Origin of the sequence: Streptomyces longispororuber, from assembly GCF_024448165.1 — a bacterium.
Classification (GTDB): Bacteria; Actinomycetota; Actinomycetes; order Streptomycetales; family Streptomycetaceae; genus Streptomyces; species Streptomyces longispororuber_A.
The window spans coordinates 1-18,645 of sequence record NZ_JAMOLN010000202.1 but is presented as its reverse complement, the minus strand read 5'-3'; the positions used below and the strand labels follow the sequence as shown (position 1 = coordinate 18,645).

Annotated in this window: 12 protein-coding genes; 5 read left to right on the top strand and 7 right to left on the bottom strand. The window is 72.3% G+C overall.

Translation table 11 applies throughout. The annotated features are described in order from the left end of the window. Positions 1-304 precede the first annotated feature (304 nt). The 5 genes from M4J07_RS38380 to M4J07_RS38360 all read left to right on the top strand — a co-directional run bounded on the left by M4J07_RS38380 (position 305) and on the right by M4J07_RS38360 (position 7,266). Complete coding sequence (locus tag M4J07_RS38380; RefSeq protein WP_255980059.1) at positions 305-1,684, top strand: ABC transporter substrate-binding protein; 1,380 nt, start codon at positions 305-307, stop codon at positions 1,682-1,684. Between the two features lie 130 nt (positions 1,685-1,814). Beyond that, positions 1,815-3,143 (top strand): carbohydrate ABC transporter permease, encoded by a 1,329-nt coding sequence (locus M4J07_RS38375; protein WP_308284809.1) that lies wholly within the window; start codon positions 1,815-1,817, stop codon positions 3,141-3,143. Beyond that, on the top strand, positions 3,140-4,021 hold the full coding sequence (locus tag M4J07_RS38370; RefSeq protein ID WP_255980055.1) for a carbohydrate ABC transporter permease: 882 nt from the start codon (positions 3,140-3,142) through the stop codon (positions 4,019-4,021). The genes M4J07_RS38375 and M4J07_RS38370 overlap by 4 nt, the downstream gene beginning before the upstream one ends. Positions 4,022-4,166: 145 nt before the next feature. Further along, positions 4,167-6,392 carry a bifunctional glycosyltransferase/CDP-glycerol:glycerophosphate glycerophosphotransferase gene (locus tag M4J07_RS38365; RefSeq protein ID WP_255980053.1) on the top strand — a complete coding sequence of 742 codons (2,226 nt, stop codon included), beginning with the start codon at positions 4,167-4,169 and terminating at the stop codon, positions 6,390-6,392. Position 6,393: 1 nt separating this feature from the next. Next, positions 6,394-7,266 carry a class I SAM-dependent methyltransferase gene (locus M4J07_RS38360; protein WP_255980051.1) on the top strand — a complete coding sequence of 291 codons (873 nt, stop codon included), beginning with the start codon at positions 6,394-6,396 and terminating at the stop codon, positions 7,264-7,266. A gap of 21 nt (positions 7,267-7,287) precedes the next feature. On the opposite strand, the gene M4J07_RS38355 is transcribed toward M4J07_RS38360, so the two are convergent. The 7 genes from M4J07_RS38355 to M4J07_RS38325 all read right to left on the bottom strand — a co-directional run. Further along, positions 7,288-8,454: a glycosyltransferase gene (locus M4J07_RS38355; protein ID WP_255980049.1), complete on the bottom strand. Its 1,167-nt coding sequence runs from the start codon at positions 8,452-8,454 to the stop codon at positions 7,288-7,290. A gap of 8 nt (positions 8,455-8,462) precedes the next feature. Beyond that, a complete protein-coding gene (locus M4J07_RS38350; protein ID WP_255980047.1) occupies positions 8,463-11,234 on the bottom strand; it encodes a CDP-glycerol glycerophosphotransferase family protein in 2,772 nt (923 codons plus the stop codon). Beyond that, positions 11,231-14,737: a bifunctional glycosyltransferase/CDP-glycerol:glycerophosphate glycerophosphotransferase gene (locus M4J07_RS38345; protein ID WP_255980045.1), complete on the bottom strand. Its 3,507-nt coding sequence runs from the start codon at positions 14,735-14,737 to the stop codon at positions 11,231-11,233. The genes M4J07_RS38350 and M4J07_RS38345 overlap by 4 nt, the downstream gene beginning before the upstream one ends. A 164-nt stretch (positions 14,738-14,901) precedes the next feature. Beyond that, positions 14,902-15,768 (bottom strand): TylF/MycF/NovP-related O-methyltransferase, encoded by an 867-nt coding sequence (locus M4J07_RS38340; protein ID WP_374215162.1) that lies wholly within the window; start codon positions 15,766-15,768, stop codon positions 14,902-14,904. 27 nt (positions 15,769-15,795) lie between these two features. Further along, complete coding sequence (locus M4J07_RS38335; protein ID WP_255980041.1) at positions 15,796-16,926, bottom strand: acyltransferase family protein; 1,131 nt, start codon at positions 16,924-16,926, stop codon at positions 15,796-15,798. After that, positions 16,923-17,063, bottom strand: a complete 141-nt coding sequence (locus M4J07_RS38330; RefSeq protein ID WP_255980039.1) for a hypothetical protein — start codon at positions 17,061-17,063, stop codon at positions 16,923-16,925. Before M4J07_RS38330 ends, M4J07_RS38335 begins: the two co-directional genes overlap by 4 nt. After that, on the bottom strand, positions 17,060-18,645 hold a 1,586-nt coding region (locus tag M4J07_RS38325), incomplete at its 5' end, for a hypothetical protein (protein ID WP_255980037.1). The genes M4J07_RS38325 and M4J07_RS38330, both read right to left, overlap by 4 nt.

Here is an 18,645-nt window from a genome sequence, read left to right as displayed (position 1 = left end):
GTGACTGTTGCGCCGCACCGGGGTGCCGCCTTGCCCACCCTGCCGCCCCGGGCGGCGGATTGCCCAAGGCGGGCGGGGAGCCGTGGCAGCGGCAGCACCCATGGCGGGAAGGAGTTCCGTGTTTGGAGTGATCTCCGTCAACTCCAGCTCCCCGTAACGACATTGACGCATCACGACCCCGTCACGATCACCGCCTTGACAGTACGGGCACCCTTGCCGGTTCTCCCTGGTCGGGCGTAGACCAGTGCGAACGGCACAGCGCTCAGTACGGACGTTCAGCCTTCAGGACGAGAACGGGGCAGTGATGCGCAGCACTCTTCGGACAACCAGGACACCCACCCTCCGCCGAGCCGTCGTGGCCATAGCCGTAGGCTCCCTGGCGCTTGCGCTCACCTCCTGCGGGGACGACGACAACGGGAAGAACGAGCCGAGCGGCGGCACGAGCAGCAGCAAGGGTTCCTCGCTCCAACTGCCCAAGCTGGACGGCGAATCGCTGGAGATAGCCGCCGTCTGGACCGGCGACGAGCAGAAGAACTTCAAGCAGGTCCTCGCGGAGTTCGAGAAGCGGACGGGCGCGAAGGTCACGTTCGTGCCGGCGCAGGACCCGATCATCAACTTCCTGGGGTCGAAGGTGGCGGGCGGTGCCCCGCCGGACGTCGCGATGCTGCCGCAGCCGGGCGCGATCAAGCAGGCCGTCGACAAGAAGTGGGCGAAGCCGCTCGGCGCGGACGCCCAGGCCCAGCTCACCAAGAACTACTCGCAGGGCTGGCAGGACCTGGGCAAGGTCGACGGCAAGCAGTACGCGGCCTACTACAAGGCCGCGAACAAGTCGCTGGTCTGGTACAACGCCAAGGTCTTCGAGAACGCGGCGGCCAAGGAGCCGAAGACCTGGAAGGAGTTCCTGGCCACCGCGCAGGCGATCTACGACTCGGGTGTCACGCCGATGTCGATCGGCGGGGCGGACGGCTGGCCGCTCACGGACTGGTTCGAGAACATCTACCTCTCGCAGGCCGGGCCGGAGAAGTACGACCAGCTCGCCAAGCACGAGATCAAGTGGACGGACCCGTCGGTCAAGCAGGCGCTGACGACGCTCGCGCAGCTGTGGGGCAAGAGCGACTTCATCGCGGGCGGCAACAAGGAAGCCGTGCAGACCGAGTTCACGAAGTCGGTCGAGCAGACCTTCACGGGCGGCGACCAGCCGAAGGGCGCCATGGTCTACGAGGGCGACTTCGTGCAGGTCAACATCCAGCAGACGAAGGCGAAGGTCGGGACGGACGCGAAGGTGTTCCCGTTCCCGGCGGCCGGCGACCAGGCGCCGGTGGTCAGTGGCGGTGACGCCGCGGTCATCCTGAAGGACTCCAAGGCCGCGCAGGCGCTCGTCACGTTCCTCGCGTCGCCGGACGCCGCCACCATCCAGGCGAAGCTGGGCGGTTACCTCTCCCCCAACAAGAACGTGGACCTCTCCGCGTACCCGAACGAGGTGCAGCGCACGATCGCCAAGGCGCTGATCGACGCCGGTGACGACTTCCGCTTCGACATGTCCGACCAGACCCCGCAGGCGTTCGGCGGCACGCCCGGCAAGGGCGAGTGGAAGGCGCTGCAGGACTTCCTGACGAACCCGAAGGACGTCGCGGGCACCCAGGCGACGCTGGAGGCCGAGGCGGCCAAGGCGTACAAGGACTGACGCGGCGATGACACCGGCCGCCGACAGCGGCCCGGCGAGGAAGGACCGCACGTCACCCGCGGACGACGCGGGTGACGTGACGGCTCCCCCCGGGCCGGCCCCCCAACCGAAGAACCGTCGTTTCAAGAGCGTGACCGGCACCCGCAGGTCGATCGCGCTGCTGTTCCTGCTGCCCACCCTGGTGCTGCTCGGCGCGCTCGTCGTCTACCCCATCGGGTACTCGGTCGTGCGCAGCTTCTTCGACCAGTCGGGCGGCTCCTTCATCGGCTTCGACAACTACGAGACCCTGTTCACCCGGGCCGACACCAAGGCCGCGATCAACAACAACATCTTCTGGGTGGTGCTCGCCCCGACCGTCGCCACCGTGCTCGGACTGATCTTCGCGGTGCTGACGGAGCGGATCCGCTGGGGCACCGCGTTCAAGCTCGTGGTCTTCATGCCGATGGCGATCTCGATGCTGGCCGCGGGCATCATCTTCCGGCTGGTGTACGACCAGGATCCGGAGAAGGGCGCGGTGAACGCGGTCTGGGTCGGCATCCACGACACGTTCGCCGAGTCGTCCGCGTTCCCGAAGGCCCATCCGCGGCCGAACGCGCCGCTCGCCGGGAAGAGCGGCGGCCCCTACCTGACCAAGGACCCGGTGAAGGCGGGCGGCAACGTGCTGCTGCCGCTCGTCGGGGTCGCCGCCGACCAGATGCCGGGCGGCGCGAAGCCCGCGAAGCAGGCGACGAGCGCTCCGAACAAGGTGACCGGCACCGTCTGGCAGGACTTCACCCTCGGCAAGGGCGCGGGCGGCATCAACAACGTCGACTCCACCGAACTCGGCTACCCCGGGATGAAGATCGAGGCGGTCAAGGGCGGCAAGGTGGTCGCCTCGACGTCGGCGGCCGCCGACGGCACCTTCACGCTCCCCGCGAGCGCCGACGGGGCGCGGCTCCGGCTCCCCGCGTCGAACTTCGAGGAGGCGTACAACGGCGTCGACTGGCTCGGCGACAAGAAGTTCTTCACGATCCACCTGGGCGGGTTCGACCTCTACCTCAACATCGTGACGACCTCGATCATGGTCGCGTACATCTGGATGTGGGCGGGCTTCGCGATGGTCCTCATCGGCGCGGGCCTGGCCGGCATCCCGCGCGAACTCCTGGAGGCCGCACGGGTCGACGGCGCCACGGAGTGGCAGGTGTTCCGGCGGGTCACGGTGCCGCTGCTCGCCCCGGTGCTCGCCGTCGTCCTCGTGACGCTGATGATCAACGTCCTGAAGATCTTCGACCTGATCTTCATCATCGCGCCGGGCGCCACGCAGGACGACGCCAACGTGCTCGCCCTGCAGCTGTACCGGTCGGCGTTCAGCGAGGGCAACGAGGGCCTGGCCAGCGCCATCGCGGTCCTCCTGCTGCTGCTGGTGATCCCGGTGATGTGGTTCAACATGAGGCGGCTGCGGCGGGAGGTGCGGCGATGAGCACCGTCGACGAGTCGGTGAAGGCGAAGCGGTCGATCGCGGGCCGGATCGGCGAGAAGGTCAGCGGCGGGGTGCTGCAGTTCGTCCTGATCCTGATCGGCGCGCTCTGGCTGGTCCCCACGATCGGGCTGCTGCTGTCCTCGCTGCGCTCCACGGAGGACATGTCGGCGAGCGGCTGGTGGAAGGTGTTCAGCAAGCCGTCGCAGCTGACCTTCGACAGCTACGCGAGCCTGCTGGAGAACTCCGACATCACCCGGTCGCTGGTGAACACGGCCCTGATCACGGTGCCCGCGACGGTGCTGGTCATCGTGATCGGGTCGCTGGCCGGATACGCCTTCGCGTGGATGGAGTTCCCGGGCCGCGACTGGTGGTTCCTGATCGTGGTCGGGCTGCTCGTGGTGCCGGTGCAGCTGGCCCTCGTACCGATCGCCAAGCTCTTCGGCGACATCGGCATCTTCGGGTCGCTGATCGGAGTGATCCTCTTCCACGTGGGGTTCGGGCTGCCGTTCGCGGTGTTCCTGCTGCGGAACTTCTTCGCGGAGATCCCGCGCGAACTCCTGGAGGCGGCCCGGCTGGACGGCGCGGGTGAACTGCGCCTGTTCGTCCGGGTCGTGATGCCGCTCGGCGGTCCGGCGATCGCCTCGCTCGGCATCTTCCAGTTCCTGTGGGTGTGGAACGACATGCTGGTCGCGCTGATCTTCACGGACACCGACAGCCAGCCGATCACGGTCGCGCTGCAGACCCAGGTACGGCAGTTCGGCAACAACGTCGACGTGCTGGGTCCCGGCGCGTTCATCTCGATGGTGATCCCGCTGGCCGTGTTCTTCGCCTTCCAGCGCCAGTTCGTCTCCGGCGTGATGGCGGGTGCGGTGAAGTAGCCGACGGGCACGGCACGTTGGGGGGCGGACCGGGACGACCGGGCCGCCCCTCGCCCGTCCCCCGTATGCCACATCCGGCGTAACCGGATCACTCCACCGGGCGTTGCCGGGCAGTATGCCCGCGCCGACCCATGGATGTGCGACCTTGCCCCGGTTCAGTGTCATCGTCCCCGCGTACAAGGTGCAGGCGTATCTGCACGAGTGCCTCGCCTCGGTCCTGGAGCAGTCCTTCACGGACCTGGAAGTGATCGCGGTGGACGACTGCTCGCCGGACGCGTGCGGGGAGATCATCGACGAGTTCGCGGCGCGCGACGCCCGCGTGATCCCCGTCCACCTCGACGAGAACGTGGGGCTCGGCCGCGCGCGCAACGCGGGCCTGAAGCACGCCACCGGCGACTACGTCCTGTTCCTCGACAGCGACGACAGCCTCACGCCCGGCGCGCTGCGGGCTATCGCGGACCGCATCAAGGAGACGGGTTCGCCCGACGTCCTGCTGTTCGACTACGCGCGGACGTTCTGGGACGGCCGCGAGGTCCGCAACCAGTTCGCGCACCTGCTGTCCCAGGAGGGTCCCGCACCCTTCCAACTCGCTGACAGACCACGGCTGTTGAAGCTGCTGATGGTGGTCTGGAACAAGGCGTACCACCGGGAGTTCATCGAGCGCGAGGGCTTCTCGTTCCCTCCCGGTTACTACGAGGACACTCCCTGGACCTACCCAGTCCTGATGGCCTCCGAGACCATCGCGACCCTGGACCGGGTCTGCGTCCACTACCGCCAGCGACGTCAGGGCAACATTCTGGGCACCACGTCCCGCAAACACTTCGACATCTTCGACCAGTACGAGCGCGTCTTCGAGTTCCTCGACCAGCACCCGGACCTGGACGCCGAATGGCGCGCGGTCATGTTCCGGCGCATGGTCGACCACCTGTCCACCCTCTTCACCAAGCGGGGCCGGCTCCCCCGCCGCAGCCGCGCCGAGTTCCTGCGCAGGGCGCGGGCGCACTACGCCCGCTACCGCACCCCCGGCGCCGCGGTGAGCCGCCGCACCCGGCTGCGCCACGCCCTGGTCCGCCTCGGCTCGCACCGCACGTACCGGACGCTGTGGACGGCGCTGCGCGTCAAGCAGCGCGCGGGCAGGTCCGCGGCCGCCGCCCGCCGCACCCTGCGGGCGGCGGCCCTGCAGCTCCACTACCGGATCCAGCTGCGGCTGCCCGTGCGGGCCGACGAGGCGGTCTTCGCCAGCTACTGGGGGCGCGGCCACGGCTGCAACCCCGGCGCCCTGGAGGAGGCGTTCCGCGAGCACGCCCCGCACGTGCGGACGGCGTGGATCGCGGCCCCCGAGCACCACCACACGATCCCGACGGCGACCCGGCGCCTCACCCCGGGCACGGCCGCGTACTGGACGGCGCTCGCGCGCTCCAAGTACCTCGTCAACAACGTCAACTTCGACCGCCGCCTGGTCAAGCGCCCCGGCCAGGTCATGATCCAGACGCAGCACGGCACCCCGCTGAAGAAGATGGGCCTGGACCTCCAGGACTATCCGGCGGCGGCGCGCGGCACCGACTTCGGTCAGCTGCTGCGCAGCGTCGACAAGTGGGACTACGTCCTGTCCGCCAACCGCCACTCCACGCTCGTCTGGGAGCGCGTCTTCCCGTCCTCGTACACGACGCTGGAGTACGGCTACCCCCGCAACGACCGCCTGCACAGGGCGAGTCCGGCCGAGATCGCCCGGATCCGGGCGGGCCTCGGCATCCCCGAGGACGCGGTCGCGATCCTGTACGCGCCCACCCACCGGGACTACCGGGTCACCCAGCGCCTGCCGCTCGACCTGGAGCGCATGCTGCGCACGCTCGGCCCGCGCTTCGTGATCCTGTCGCGCGCCCACCACACGTACGGCGAGCCCCTCACGCGCGCGAGCGGCGCACGCCTCGTCGACGTGTCGGACCATCCGAGCGTGGAGTCGCTCTGCCTCGCGGCGGACGCGCTGGTCACCGACTACTCGTCCCTGATGTTCGACTACGCCTGCCTCGACCGGCCCATCGTGGTCCACGCCGACGACTGGGAGGCGTACGAGGCGTCCCGCGGCACCTACTTCGACCTGCGGTCCTTCCCGCCGGGCGCGGTGGCCCGCTCGGAGGACGAGCTGATCGACATCTTCGCCACGGGCCACTGGCGCGGCTCGCGCTCGGCGCAGCTGCGCGCCGCGTTCCGCGCCCGGTTCTGCGCGTACGACGACGGGCGCGCCGGCGAGCGCGTCGTCCGGCACGTCGTGCTCGGCGAGCGGCCGCAGGCACCGGGCCCGGACGCCTCCCTCCCCCACCAGACCCCCACACCCACATCGCACATCTCACCCCACCCCACTGGGAGTTGACATGCAGCACGAGCCGTCCACCACGGCCGCGACCCTGCCCCGCCCGACCGCGTTGGGAGACGTGAAGGGCTGGTTCCACAACGTCGACCAGGTCCTCTTCGACTGGTTCCTGACCCGCCAGCACGACCGCGCCCACCACGGCGACCTGCTCGAACTGGGCGTCTACCTGGGCAAGAGCGCCATCTTCATGGGCCAGTACCTGGCGGCAGAGGAGACGTTCACGGTCTGCGACCTGTTCGACTCGCCCGCCGAGGACCGGGCGAACGACAAGGAGATGAACAAGTCCTACAGCACCCTCACCCGGTCCGCCTTCGAGGCGAACTACCTGTCCTTCCACGACGAGCTGCCCCGCGTCGTGCAGGGCCCCTCGCACGTCATCACCTCGCTCGTCGCCCCGGGCAGCTGCCGTTTCGTGCACGTCGACGCCTCGCACCTGTACGAGCACGTGCACGGCGACATCGCGGCGGCCCGCGAACTCCTCGGCGAGGACGGCATCGTGGTCCTCGACGACTTCCGCGCCGAGCACTGCCCGGGGGTCGCCGCGGCGACCTGGGGAGCCGTCGCCACGACCGGCCTGAAGCCGATCTGCATCACCGCGACCAAGTTCTACGGGACGTGGGGCGACTTCGAGCCGGTCCGCCGGGAGCTGGCCGGGATGCTGGCCGGCCGGGACGACATGTGGCACGGCGCCGAGGAGGTCGCCGGGCACTCGATGATCCGGATCGACGGCAAGAAGGCGAAGCGGCCGGCCCAGCCGCCCTCCCGCCACGAGCCGGCCGGGCCGACCGGGCCCGCCGAGCCGACGGGCCCCGAGGCGCCGGAGGCCGTGCCCGTCTCGCGCAATCCACTGCGCGCGCTGCTCGGCCGCCGGTAGTCCCGCGCCCCGGCTCCCCGGCTAGCGCTCCAGGAGCGCGAACAGGTCCTCCCACATCTCCAGGACCCGCTCCTGCGAGAACCGCTGGACGTTGATGCGCGCCCGCTCCCCCATGGCGTCCCGCATCCGCGGGTTGCCGGTGAGGCGCAGCAGCCGGTCGGCGAGGGCGTCGAGGTCGCCCGGCGGGGCGAGCAGACCGTCCTCGCCGTCCCGGACGATCTCCCGGACGCCCGGGGCGCAGTCGAAGGCGGCGCAGGGCACCGCGCTGGCCATGGCCTCCATGAGGGCGAGCGGGAAGCCCTCGCCGCGGGAGGACTGCACGAACACGGAGGAGGCGGCGAGGGCCCCCGGCACGTCGTCGGTGCGCCCGAGCCACCGCACCGATCCGTCGAGCCCCAACTCCGCGCATTGCTTGCGGAGTTGGGGCTCGTCCGCGCCTGCCCCGTACACGTGCAGCTGCCAGTCGGCGCGGAACGGCGCGACCTTCGCCCAGGTGTCGAGGAGCATGTCGACGCCCTTCTGGTCGGCGAGCCGGCCGATGGAGCAGACGACCTTGTCGGTGCGGGGGGAGGGGATCGTGGGGAGGTGGGCGAGGGCGTTGGGCATGAAGCCCACGTTGTTCAGGCCCTCGGCCGTCCAGACGTCCGCGTCCTCCTGGGTCAGCGCCAGCCAGCGGTCGACGTGCGGGTAGTGCCGCTTCACCCAGTGGTAGCGGTGGCAGGCGCGCGAGTACGCGAACGACTCGTGGCTCATGCCGATGACGGTGAGGTGCGACAGGTCGATCTCGCGCAGCCACTCCATGGGCCACACCTGGGTGACGACCAGCACCGATCCGGGCGGCGCCGGACGCAGCAGCGCGTCGAGCCGCTCGACGGCCCGCCGCATGGCCGCGACGCGCCGGGTCTCGCGGCGGCGGGCGGGGACGCTGAACCTGCGGGTGCCGCGCAGCGGTCGCGGGGTCGGCGGGTGCTGCTCGTAGAGGGCGGTCACCGGGTAGCCGGGGGTCTCGGGCACCGCCATCTTCAGATCGGACTCGTGGACGCCGATGACGTGCACCCGGTGTCCGGCCGTCTGGAACAGGCGGGCCATCTGGTGGGTCCACGCGGTGACGCCGCCCAGTTCGTCGGTGGTGTTGGCGACGAGGAACAGATCGCGCGCACGAGTCCGCGTCGCTCGCGTCGTGTACATCGATTGCGTCACTTGCCGGCCTTTCGCGTGAAGAGCGCGTCGACGACGGCCCGGGCCGCGCCTCCGTCGTCGTACGTCCCGAACGCCGCGGCGAACGCCCGGCGGGCCTCCTGCCAGCCGTCGTCGGCCTCCTTGAGTCCGGCGAGGGTGCGGTGCAGTTCGTCCTGCGTCTCGACGACCGGGCCGCCGGCCCTGGCCCGCAGGTCGAAGTAGCTGCCGCGCTCGGCGGCGTACGCGTCGAGGTCGGGGGCGTAGTGCACGATCGGGCGGTCGAGGAGCGCGTAGTCGAACATGATCGACGAGTAGTCGGTGACCAGCACGTCGGCGAGGCAGAGGAGTTCGCTCACGTCGTGGTGGGCGGACACGTCGACGACGGTGCCGGGCGGGGTGACCGGCAGGCTCGCGGCCTCCATGTAGTGGGCGCGCACCAGCAGTACGTGGGTGTCGCCGAACCGCTCCGCGAACTCCCGGACGTCCAGCTGGAGCCGGACCTTCCTGTTCTTCGGGGTGCCCCGGAACGTGGGCGCGTAGAGGACGACGGTCCGGTGGTCGGGGATGCCGAGGCCGGCGGCGAGGGCGGGGCGCGGGAAGCGGCCCTCGCGCTCGTCCCGGGCGCGGGCCGCCACGAGGCGGTCGTTGCGCGGGTAGCCGACGCGCATCAGGCGTTCCTCGGGGATGCGGTAGGCGTGGGCGAGGGTCGTCACGTCGTGCTCGGAGCGGACCAGGAAGTGGTCGAAGCGGCCGACGGCGCGGGCGAGCCGGTCGCGCTGCGGCGCGTTCTGCGTCTTGTGCCGGACCTCGTCGAACCCCATCCGCTTGTACGCGGAGCCGTGCCAGGTCTGGAGGTACGTGGTGTGCTTGGGCTTGTCGAGGGCGTGCGGGAAGCCCTGGTTGTCGACCCACCACTCGGCGCGGGCCAGCGCCCACAGGTAGCGCCAGGACCAGCGCCTGACCAGTGTGGCGTCCCGGGGGAAGCCCGTCGGGTCCTGCGCGTACGACCACACGACGCGGGCGCCGCGGCGGCGGGCGATGAGCTCCTCGTGGATCGCGCGGGGGCTGTCGCCGTAGCACTTGCCCATGTGGCTCTCGAAGACGACGGTGCCCCGGCTGACCGGCAGCCGGCGCAGGACCCGGCGGTAGACGCGCACCTTCACACGCTGCGCGTGCAGCGCCTCGTACGTCCTGCGGAGCTTCTTCCTGACCTGCTTCAGCTTGCGGGCGGGGCGGAAGTTCGTGGCGTACCCGACCAGCGCGTTGACCTTGCGGGCGGGCCCGCGCCGGGGCAGCAGGCAGACCGCGAGGTGGTGCCGGGCGGTGACGTAGGGCTGCCAGGTGTCGGCGGCGAGGCGGGTCAGGCGCGGGCGGGCCGGGAGCGCGGTCGCCTCGGCGGGGACGATGTCCTTCTCGGCGAACAGGTCGAGCGGGGGCAGCCGTTCGCCGTCGATGCCGAGCAGCAGGCGCGGGTCCCAGACCCGGTCGCCGATGCCGTGCGGGCGCAGGGCGCCGGTGAGCGGGACGACGGCGCGCCAGGCGATCCCGGTGGCGGTCGGCCGGACGTCGTCGACCGGGACCGTCACCGTCCTGTCGCCGCTGTCGCGCACCGTGAAGTCGAGGCTCGCGGTGAGGACCGCCGTGCGGTCGCCGTCCAGCAGTCCGAACGGCACGACGACCGCGCCCTCGACGACGAGCCGCCCGTCCTCGCGGGCGCAGCGGGTGACCCGGTTCAGCAGTCTGAGTCCGTTCAACGGCCGGTTCTGATGGCCGAGTTCGGTGACGTCGTACGGGTCGCCGACGCGGTCGTCGGACCACCGGACGCGGTCGTCGCGGCGCACCAGCGGGGTCACGACGGTGTCCGGGTGCTCCAGGGCGTACGCGGCGGTGTGCACGCCGTCGGCGTCGCCGGCGGCGAGCAGGCACACGGCGACGCGCTCCAGCGGCGCCAGCGTGCCCAGCGCGTCGTCGGGGACCAGGCCGGCCAAGAACGTGCCGTACTCGTCGGCCAGTCGGGCCCTGCGGTCCCGGCCCAGGGTGAGGAAGGCGCGGACGCACGGCAGGACGTGGTCGGTGAGGAAGGCGCGGGCGAGCCCGGCGCGCAGTGCCGGATCGTCGAGCAGGGCGAGGGCCTGCCGCTGGGCGTCCGCCGCGGCGGGCAGGCCGTGCAGCGGGTCGGGGGCGGCGCGCCGGGTGGTGATCAGGTTCGGTACGAGGGCGATCCGGCGGGCGGCGAGCGCGAGCAGCAGACCGCTGCCCGCGGCGCCGTCGGCGGCCCCGGCCGTGCCGGGGCCCACGACCCCGTCCGCCCAGGCGCGCCGCACGCAGTACCCGGCGCCCGGCCCGCCGCGGGTCACCAGCTCGGGCGCCTCGGCCAGGTCGGTGACGATCCGCGACCGGGCGAACAGGGCGGCCTGCCACTCGGGCGCCCGCTCCTTCGACCCGCTCCCGGTGAGCCGGGTCCAGCGGCCCGCGACCAGGTCGGCGCCGGTACGGCGGGCCGCCGCGAACAGGTTGCGGCAGGCGTTGCGCTCCAGGAGCTCGCCGGGCGCCAGCGACAGCACGTACGTGCCGCGCGGGGCGCCGACGCGGACCCGGTGCGGGTGGTCGGCGGCCAGGACGGCACCCGTGTCGCCGACGCCGTCGCCGGTGAGCGCGGCCTCCGCTCCCGACAGGGTCTGGTCGAGGACGGAGCGGACCGTGGCGCGCAGCCGGTCCGGGTCGGTGCCCTCGGGGCAGTCCACGACCACGCTGACGTCGAAGAGTTCCGCGGCGGACCTTCGGGTCATCGGCGGCCTCCGTCCTGGACGTGGGCCAGCATCGCGTCGGCCGCCTGCGCGGCGGCGGTCCCGTCGTCGAGGTCGCAGAACGCCTCGCGGAACCGTTCGTAGGAGTCCCGGTGCCCGGCGACGGCGGCGTCCGGGTCGAGGAGCGCGGCGATCACTTCGTCGCTGGTGCGCAGCAGCGGTCCCGGGGCCTGGGCGGCGAAGTCGAAGTAGAAGCCGCGCAGGGTGTCCCGGTAGTGGTCGAGGTCGTACGTGTGGAAGAGCATCGGCCGGCCGGTCTGCGCGAAGTCGAACATCATCGACGAGTAGTCCGTCACCAGTACGTCGGCGATCAGCAGGAGTTCGGCCGCGTCCGGGTGGCGGCTGACGTCGCGCACGAAGTCGCAGGCGGGCACGGCGCCGCCGACCAGGTAGTGGCGGCGGACCAGCAGCACGTGGTCGTCGCCGAGCGCGGCCCGCGCGGCGGCCAGGTCGAGCTGCAGGTCGAGGCCGTACCGGCCGGACCTGCGGGGCTGGTTCTCGCGCCAGGTCGGCGCGTACAGGATGACGCGCTTGTCCTCGGGGATGCCGAGCCGCTCGCGCACGGACGCGGACAGCTTGTCGCGGTCGGCGGCGTGCAGCACGTCGTTGCGCGGGTAGCCCGAGCCGAGGACGTCGCCGGTGTAGCCGAAGGCGCCGCGCAGGATCGGGGTGGAGAAGCTGTTCGGGGAGACGAGCAGCGACCACTGGTCGGCGCGGGCGGGCAGCGTCGCGATGTACTTCTGGTCGGCGGACGCGCTGCCCGCCAGGTCGCGGCCGATCCGTTTGAGGGGTGTGCCGTGCCAGGTCTGGACGACGTACTGGCCCTCGGCGCGCTCGAACCACTCGGGCAGGTGGGTGTTGGTCACGATGCCGCGGCAGCGGGCGAGCGCCTCGTGCCATTCGGCGCTCCACAGGGCGACGGTGGTGACGCCCGGCGGCACGTCGACCTGCTGGTCGCGGACCACCCACAGGTGCTCGAGGCCGGTGTCGCGGGCGGCCAGCTCTTCGTGGACGGCGCGCGGCGAGTCGGAGTACTGGCGGCCGTCGAAGCTGACGTAGAGGACGGCGTCGCGGCGGGGCAGCGTGCGCTGGGCGGCGTAGCGCTCGCGCAGCGCCGCCTGCGCGCCGCGGCCGCGGTCCCGCTCGGGCAGCGCCGAGCCGGAGGTGACGAGGAGCTGGTCGTGGTGGCGCCGCTGCACCGTGAAGTCCCGGCCGTACCTGGCCCGCACGAGCGGCAGGTCCGCGTGGCGGGCGGGTGCGACGAGGAGCGGGACGCGGCCGTCGGGTCCCGCGTCGCCCGGCTCGCGCAGGAACAGGTACCAGTTGCCCTCGGCCAGCGGCAGCGTGCCGGCCGGGCCCGTGACGGCGTGCGGCCGCACCACGGTCTCGAAGCGGCCGTCGGCGAGGGTCACCGGCAGGACGGCCTCCTCGTCGTGGCCGCTGTGCACCAGGACCAGTTCACGGTGGCCGGTCGCCGGGTAGCTGCCCGCGAGCAGCAGGTGTCCGGGCTCGCGGCCGTCCGCGCACGTCCGGCACCCGTCGTCCGCGCACTCCTCCCAGCGGACGGTGTCGACGACGGGCCGCACCGTCTGGTCACGCAGCTCGGTGTTGCCGGACGCGTTGGCGAGGACCATCAGCTCGCGGCCGCCGCCGAGGCCGTAGCGGCCGGGCGCGATGTCGGGGCGCACGGGCAGCGAGCTCCATCGGCCGCCCTCGTGGACCAGGCCGACGCCCCACGGGTCGGCGGCGCCCTCCGCGCCGCCGAACAGGGCGAGCGGCACGTCCGCCGTGAACGTGCGTCCGTCGACGGCCACCGGCAGGTCGTGGGCCTCCTTGGTGCGCCAGTTCTCCACCCGCACGGCGACCGGACCGGCCTGGGTGCCGGGCGCCAACTCGCCTTTCAGGTGCACCCGTTCACCGTCGTCGTGGTGCTCGACGAGGCGTGCGGCGAGCCGCTCCACGCGGAGCCTGAACCGGCCGTCGCTGAGCGTGGGCACGATCCGCAGGAAGTCGTCGAGCTGGCGGACCGGCACCGGACAGGGCCCGCTCATCCGTACCGGGCCGGTGCGCGGCAGCGGATTTCCCGCGTACGCGCCGAGCTCCAGGTTCCAGGTGGTGCTGGTCCGGCCGGTGACCAGTTTCGCCGGGTCGACGACGGTCTCGAACCCGGCCCGGTCGTAGTTGTGCAGGCCCTGCCGGGAGGCGAGGGTGGCCTCGCGGGAGCGGACGGTGCGCAGGCGCAGCGGCACGGCCCGGCGCCGGCCCGCGCGCAGCCAGGCGATCCGGGCCCGCGCGGCGAAGCGCCCCGCGGGCAGATTGCGCACGTACGCGTAGCCCTTGACGTGCAGCCGGCCGTCCTCGCCCCAACTCGCTTGGGTGATCCGGGCGTTGAGCGGCAGCTCCGCCTTGCGCAGTCCGACCACCCGGCGCGGCAGCCTGCGGTCGAGCACCGGGAACGCGGCGCGCCGCCCGCGCAGTCCGCGCCGGGCCCGGAAGGCTCCCGGGTTCGCCTTCTCGTACGCCATGAACGCCAGCAGTTCGGACATCCGGCGCCGGCGGATCAGCCCCCAGCGCACCCGCATCCCGAGCTGCAGCGCGTCGAGGACGCCCGGGTCGACGGTGTCGACGAACGCGTTGGCGTGGTCCAGGAACGCCTCGTGGTAGGCGGCGTCGCCGTCGGGCAGCGCCTCCATGAACATCCACAGGTCGCCGGAGACGACCGAGGTGTCGTAGCGCCGTTTGGCCTCGCGCCACTCCTCGCGTCCGCCGAGGAAGCGGCTGACGACGGAGACGGAGGCGGTGCGGTCGCGGACGGCGCGCGGGATGGCGCGCCGGTTGGAGATCGAGCCGTCGCGGTCGCGCCACAGGTACACGGTGTCGTGCAGGACGTCGACGCTGCGGGCCATGAAGTGCGCGGGCAGCACGACGGGGATGTCCTCGAACAGCACGCCTTCCGGGAACGCGAAGGAGTTGCTCTCCCAGAAGGCCCGCCGGAAAACCTTGTTGCAGGCGATCCGGTCCGCGAGCAGCGCCCAGTCGCGGGTGATGTGGGTGGCGGTCCTGGTGCCGGCCATCGCCTTGCGGAACATCGGCGACTGGTCGGTGGAGCCGTCGGCGCGCAGCCGGAAGACGTTGCCGGTGACGAAGTCGGACCCGGACTCCTCCAGGGCGGCCAGCATCCGCTCGTACGCCTCTGCCGGGATCACGTCGTCGCTGTCCACGAAGGCGAGGTAGGTTCCGGTGGCGTGCCGGGCACCGGCGTTGCGGGCGGCGCCGAGCCCCGCGTTGGCCTGCTCGACGAGGCGGAACCGGCCGTCGTCCGCGGCGTACGCGCGCGCGATCTCCCCGCTGCCGTCGGTGGACCCGTCGTCGACCATCACGACCTCGAGGTCCGGCATGGTCTGCGCCGCGAGGGAGTCCAGGCAGGCGCCGAGGTAGTCCTCGACGTTGTAGATGGGGACGACGACGGTCAGGCGGCGTGTCATGCTCTGCGCACATTCCTTTCGGAGAACGGCGATAGACCTACTCGTTAACAACCGGTGCCGCCGCCCCCGGTCACCCACCCTGGGCCAAACGAGTGAGCGTGCCGCGGCCCCCGCGTCCGGGGACACGGGGGCCGGAGATCAAATCCCCGCAGTCGGGACGCGGTTCAGGGCTTGACGGCGATGCGCCCCTCGTCCATCCGGAGCAGCAGCAGCCGCTCGCCGGTCCGCTCCAGGAACTCGTCGACGGCCTGGCGGGAGCCCTGCCAGTAGCCGTAGTCGTCGATGAGCAGCACGCCGCCGGGCACCAACCGGTCGTAGAGGTGGTCGAGTTCGTGCTTGGTGGAGGCGTACCAGTCGGTGTCGAGCCGCAGGATCGCGATCTTCTCCGGCGCCTCGGCGGGCACCGTGTCCTCGACCTTGCCCTGCACGTAGTGGATGCGCTCGGCCGGATAAGGCACCTTGCCGAAGCCCGACTTGACGTCGTCGAGGGTGGCGACGGCCCAGATCGGCCGGTCCTTGCCCTGCACGGCGAGCAGTTCGGCGGCGGGCTTCCCGTCGCGCCGCAGGTCCTCGTCGGTGGGCGGCGTCATGCCCTCGTACGTGTCGAAGAGGTACAGGTCGCGGTCGGTGACGCCGCAGTTCAGCAGGGTCTTGGCGCAGGCCTGCATCGAACCGCCGCGCCACACGCCGCACTCGACGATGTCACCGGGGATGCCGTGCTTGACGACGTGCCGGGTGGCGAGGACGAACGCGTTGAGCCGCTCCGGGGACGTCATGGTCCACGGCTTGACCGCGCGGATCGTCTCCTTGGCCTCGTCGTCGTAGTCCACGGGCAGGTCGAGGCTCTTCGGCTTGGGCTTCGGCTTCGGCTTGACCTGCGGCGTGGCCGCGGGCGCGGGCTTCGGGGCGGCGGCCCGGGGCGCGGGCACCTGCGGTCGGGTCAGCTGGTATCCGGTGAGCGTCCGGAGGGCGCCGTTGACGGCTTTCTTCCATGCCATGGGGAGGGACAGTACGCGCAATTCACCCTTCATGTCACACTACGTCAACTGGCGGTTACTTTACGTTGGTTGATGACGAACCCACCAGCGGCGGGCCGGCTCCTCGACGTAGGAGTAGGCGGCCCAGGACAGCGCGACGACGACGACGGCGACGCCGATCAGGGCGAACACGTTCCGGTCGGTGGGCACGGCGCGCCCCCAGTGGTCCAGGATCAGCCGGTTGACCGTCTGGTGCAGCAGATAGAAGGCGTACGACCAGGCGCCGAGCCGCACCATGAGCGGCGTGCACAGCCAGCCGCGCCGCCCGTCCCGCTCGCGCTGCACGTACGCGACGATCACGAGGACGGAGAAGACGGCGACCAACGGCCTGACCGTCCAGCCGAGTTGCTCCGCGGCGGCGGCCGGCAGCCGGTCGCCGCGGTGCACGTAGCCGACGGTGTAGGCGGCGAACGCGGCGGCCAGGACGCCGGGCCGCAGCGGGAAGCGCAGACCGCGGCCGACCGCGAGCGCGAGGGTGGTGCCGAGCGCGAACTCGGGCAGCCGGGTCACCGGGTTCCGCATCAGCCACTCGCAGTGGAAGGGCGAAAGGTGCGTGGCCGCCCACCAGTTGACCGCCCACATGGCGACGAGCCCGGCGCCGGCCAGGGCGAACAGGGTGCGGGTGCGCAGGCGGTAGGCGCCCCGGATGACGAACGGGAAGAGCAGGTAGAAGAACATCTCCACGCTCAGCGTCCACGCCACCCCGTTGCCCGGGAACATCGGCACGACGCCCGGGAACCAGGTCTGCACGAGCGCCAGCGAGGCGAGGAAGCTGGGCAGGTCCCAGGGCACGCCGCCCCACACGTGGAACACCCAGATGCACGGGACCGTCGCGGCGAGGTGCAGCGGCAGGATGCGGCCGGCGCGCCGCCAGTAGAAGACGCGGGCGGGCGTGCCCGCGCGGTGGCCCCAGGCGAGCAGGAACCCGGAGAGCACGAAGAAGAACCCGACGCCGTTCACGCCCATCGTCGAGTACGGGAACAGGGCGGGCGCGTGCGCGACTCCGCCGGACGGGCTCGCGCCCGTGAAGTGGTGCGTGAACACGGCGAGCGCGGCGAGGAAGCGGAGGCCGGTGAGGGCGTCCAGGCGGTCGGCGCGGGTGGTGGTGCGGTGCTTCAGGGGTGGCTGGTGCGGGAGGAGGGCGGTGGTCATCGGGTGACCTCCGGCGCCGCCGCCGGCACGGCGGGTGCGGGTCCGGTGGGGGCTACCTGCTGCGTCTGCCGGGCCGGTCCTTCGTCGCGGGCTGCGGGCCGGTGGGGCTTCTCGCGCCCCGCGGCGGAGCCGCTCATGACGCAGCCCCCACCGGACCCGCGGCCGAAGACACCCGCCGCTCCGGCAGGAGCCTTGCTCCGCAGTTGCCCAGGCGGCCGCGCTCCGCGTGCTTCTCGTGGCGCATCCGGTCGATGCGGGGCTTCGCCCAGGCGGACACCGTGGCGATCCGGTGCGGGCCGGCGGGGACCGCGGCGGCACGGACGTAGTCGCCGCCGTTCGCCTCCCGGTACAGCGGGACGTACCCCGCGGCGGCCAGCCGGTCGCGGGTGAGGCCGGAGCGGCCGACCCAGGCGGCGTGCACATGGATCAGTTCGGGGCGCGCCTCGCGCAGGACGTAGTGGAGGAGGGCGGGGCGGTCACGGGTCGCGTACGCCTCGGCGATCCGCCGGTCGGTCAGGCCCGCGAGGTCGATGACCCGCAGCCGGCTGGTGAGCAGCGTGCCGCCGAGGTCGGGCAGCGCGACGGTGGCGCCGGGGCGCAGGGCGAGCCGGTCCGCGTACGCGTCGAAGGTGCGGCCGTAGCGGTCGGCGACCCAGCACATGGAGAGGGTCGGCTCGGCGGTGAACCGTTCGTCGGCCACGCCCTGCCCGGCGAGGGAGAGCGTGAGCGCCCCGCCGAGCGCGCAGCCGAGCACGACCCGGGACCGGGGCCGCGCCCCGTTCCAGGCGGCGGTCACGGCGAGTGCGGCGACGGCGGCGCCGAGCACCCACACCGGTGTCGCGAACCGGTACAGCGGCATCCAGTCCGGGGCCAGTGCCCCGTAGGCGAGCAGACAGAGTCCGAGCGGCACGCACAGCACGCCGATCACCCGCCGCGCCGGCCCCGGCCGCGCCACCACGAGCCCGGCGCAGCCGACGCAGACCAGCACGAAGGCCCAGCCCGCGTAGCCGACGAGGGCGCCGACCTTCGCCAGCTCCGCCAGTTCCGGCGGCTCCTGGGCCTTGGCGACGGCGGTGTTGGGGACCCAGAGCCCGAACGTCGCGTGCCGCCACAGCAGAAAGGTCCCGTAACCGGCCGCGAAGACGGCGCAGTGGACGAGGGCGAGCCGCACGGCACCCCGGCGGCGCAGGAGCAGCACGGTGAGCGGGTAGGCGGCGGCGAGCACGGCGCCGTCGGGCCGGGTGAGGGCGCCGACCAGCGCGACCCCGGCGGCGGCGCAGGCGAGGCCGGTTCCGCCGCGCCGGACGAGGAGCAGCGCGAGCCCGGCGGCGGTCAGCCCGTACAGGGCGTTCTCCAGGCCCGAGAAGCACCACACGACGTAGGACCGGTCGGCGGCGAGCAGACCGCCGGTGACGAGCACGACGAACCAGGCGCGCGCGGGCAGCGCCACCCGGGCCACCGCGCCCACGCAGGCCAGCGTCCCCGCGACGCAGGCGAGGGCGAGCGCCTTGGGGAAGAGCGCGAGATCGCTCACCCCGAACCAGGCGCCCCGGTCGAAGAGTCCGAGCGCCCGCCCGGCGAGCAGGAGCGCCAGCCAGGCCGGGTTCGAGTACCCCTCGACGGGACCGGCCCCGGCCTGCTGCACGGGCCCCAGCCCGTCCCCGATGCTCCGTACGTACGCGAAGGTGACCGCGGCGTCGTCGACCACCCACTGGCCGA

Bases quoted from the DNA above. Each gene is read 5' to 3' on its own strand.
- M4J07_RS38380 (WP_255980059.1), top strand. From the start codon at position 305: ATGCGCAGCACTCTTCGGACAACCAGGACACCCACCCTCCGCCGAGCC.
- M4J07_RS38370 (WP_255980055.1), top strand. From the start codon at position 3,140: ATGAGCACCGTCGACGAGTCGGTGAAGGCGAAGCGGTCGATCGCGGGC.
- M4J07_RS38360 (WP_255980051.1), top strand. From the start codon at position 6,394: ATGCAGCACGAGCCGTCCACCACGGCCGCGACCCTGCCCCGCCCGACC.
- M4J07_RS38355 (WP_255980049.1), bottom strand. From the start codon at position 8,454: ATGTACACGACGCGAGCGACGCGGACTCGTGCGCGCGATCTGTTCCTC.
- M4J07_RS38350 (WP_255980047.1), bottom strand. From the start codon at position 11,234: ATGACCCGAAGGTCCGCCGCGGAACTCTTCGACGTCAGCGTGGTCGTG.
- M4J07_RS38345 (WP_255980045.1), bottom strand. From the start codon at position 14,737: ATGACACGCCGCCTGACCGTCGTCGTCCCCATCTACAACGTCGAGGAC.
- M4J07_RS38340 (WP_374215162.1), bottom strand. From the start codon at position 15,768: ATGAAGGGTGAATTGCGCGTACTGTCCCTCCCCATGGCATGGAAGAAA.
- M4J07_RS38335 (WP_255980041.1), bottom strand. From the start codon at position 16,926: ATGACCACCGCCCTCCTCCCGCACCAGCCACCCCTGAAGCACCGCACC.
- M4J07_RS38330 (WP_255980039.1), bottom strand. From the start codon at position 17,063: ATGAGCGGCTCCGCCGCGGGGCGCGAGAAGCCCCACCGGCCCGCAGCC.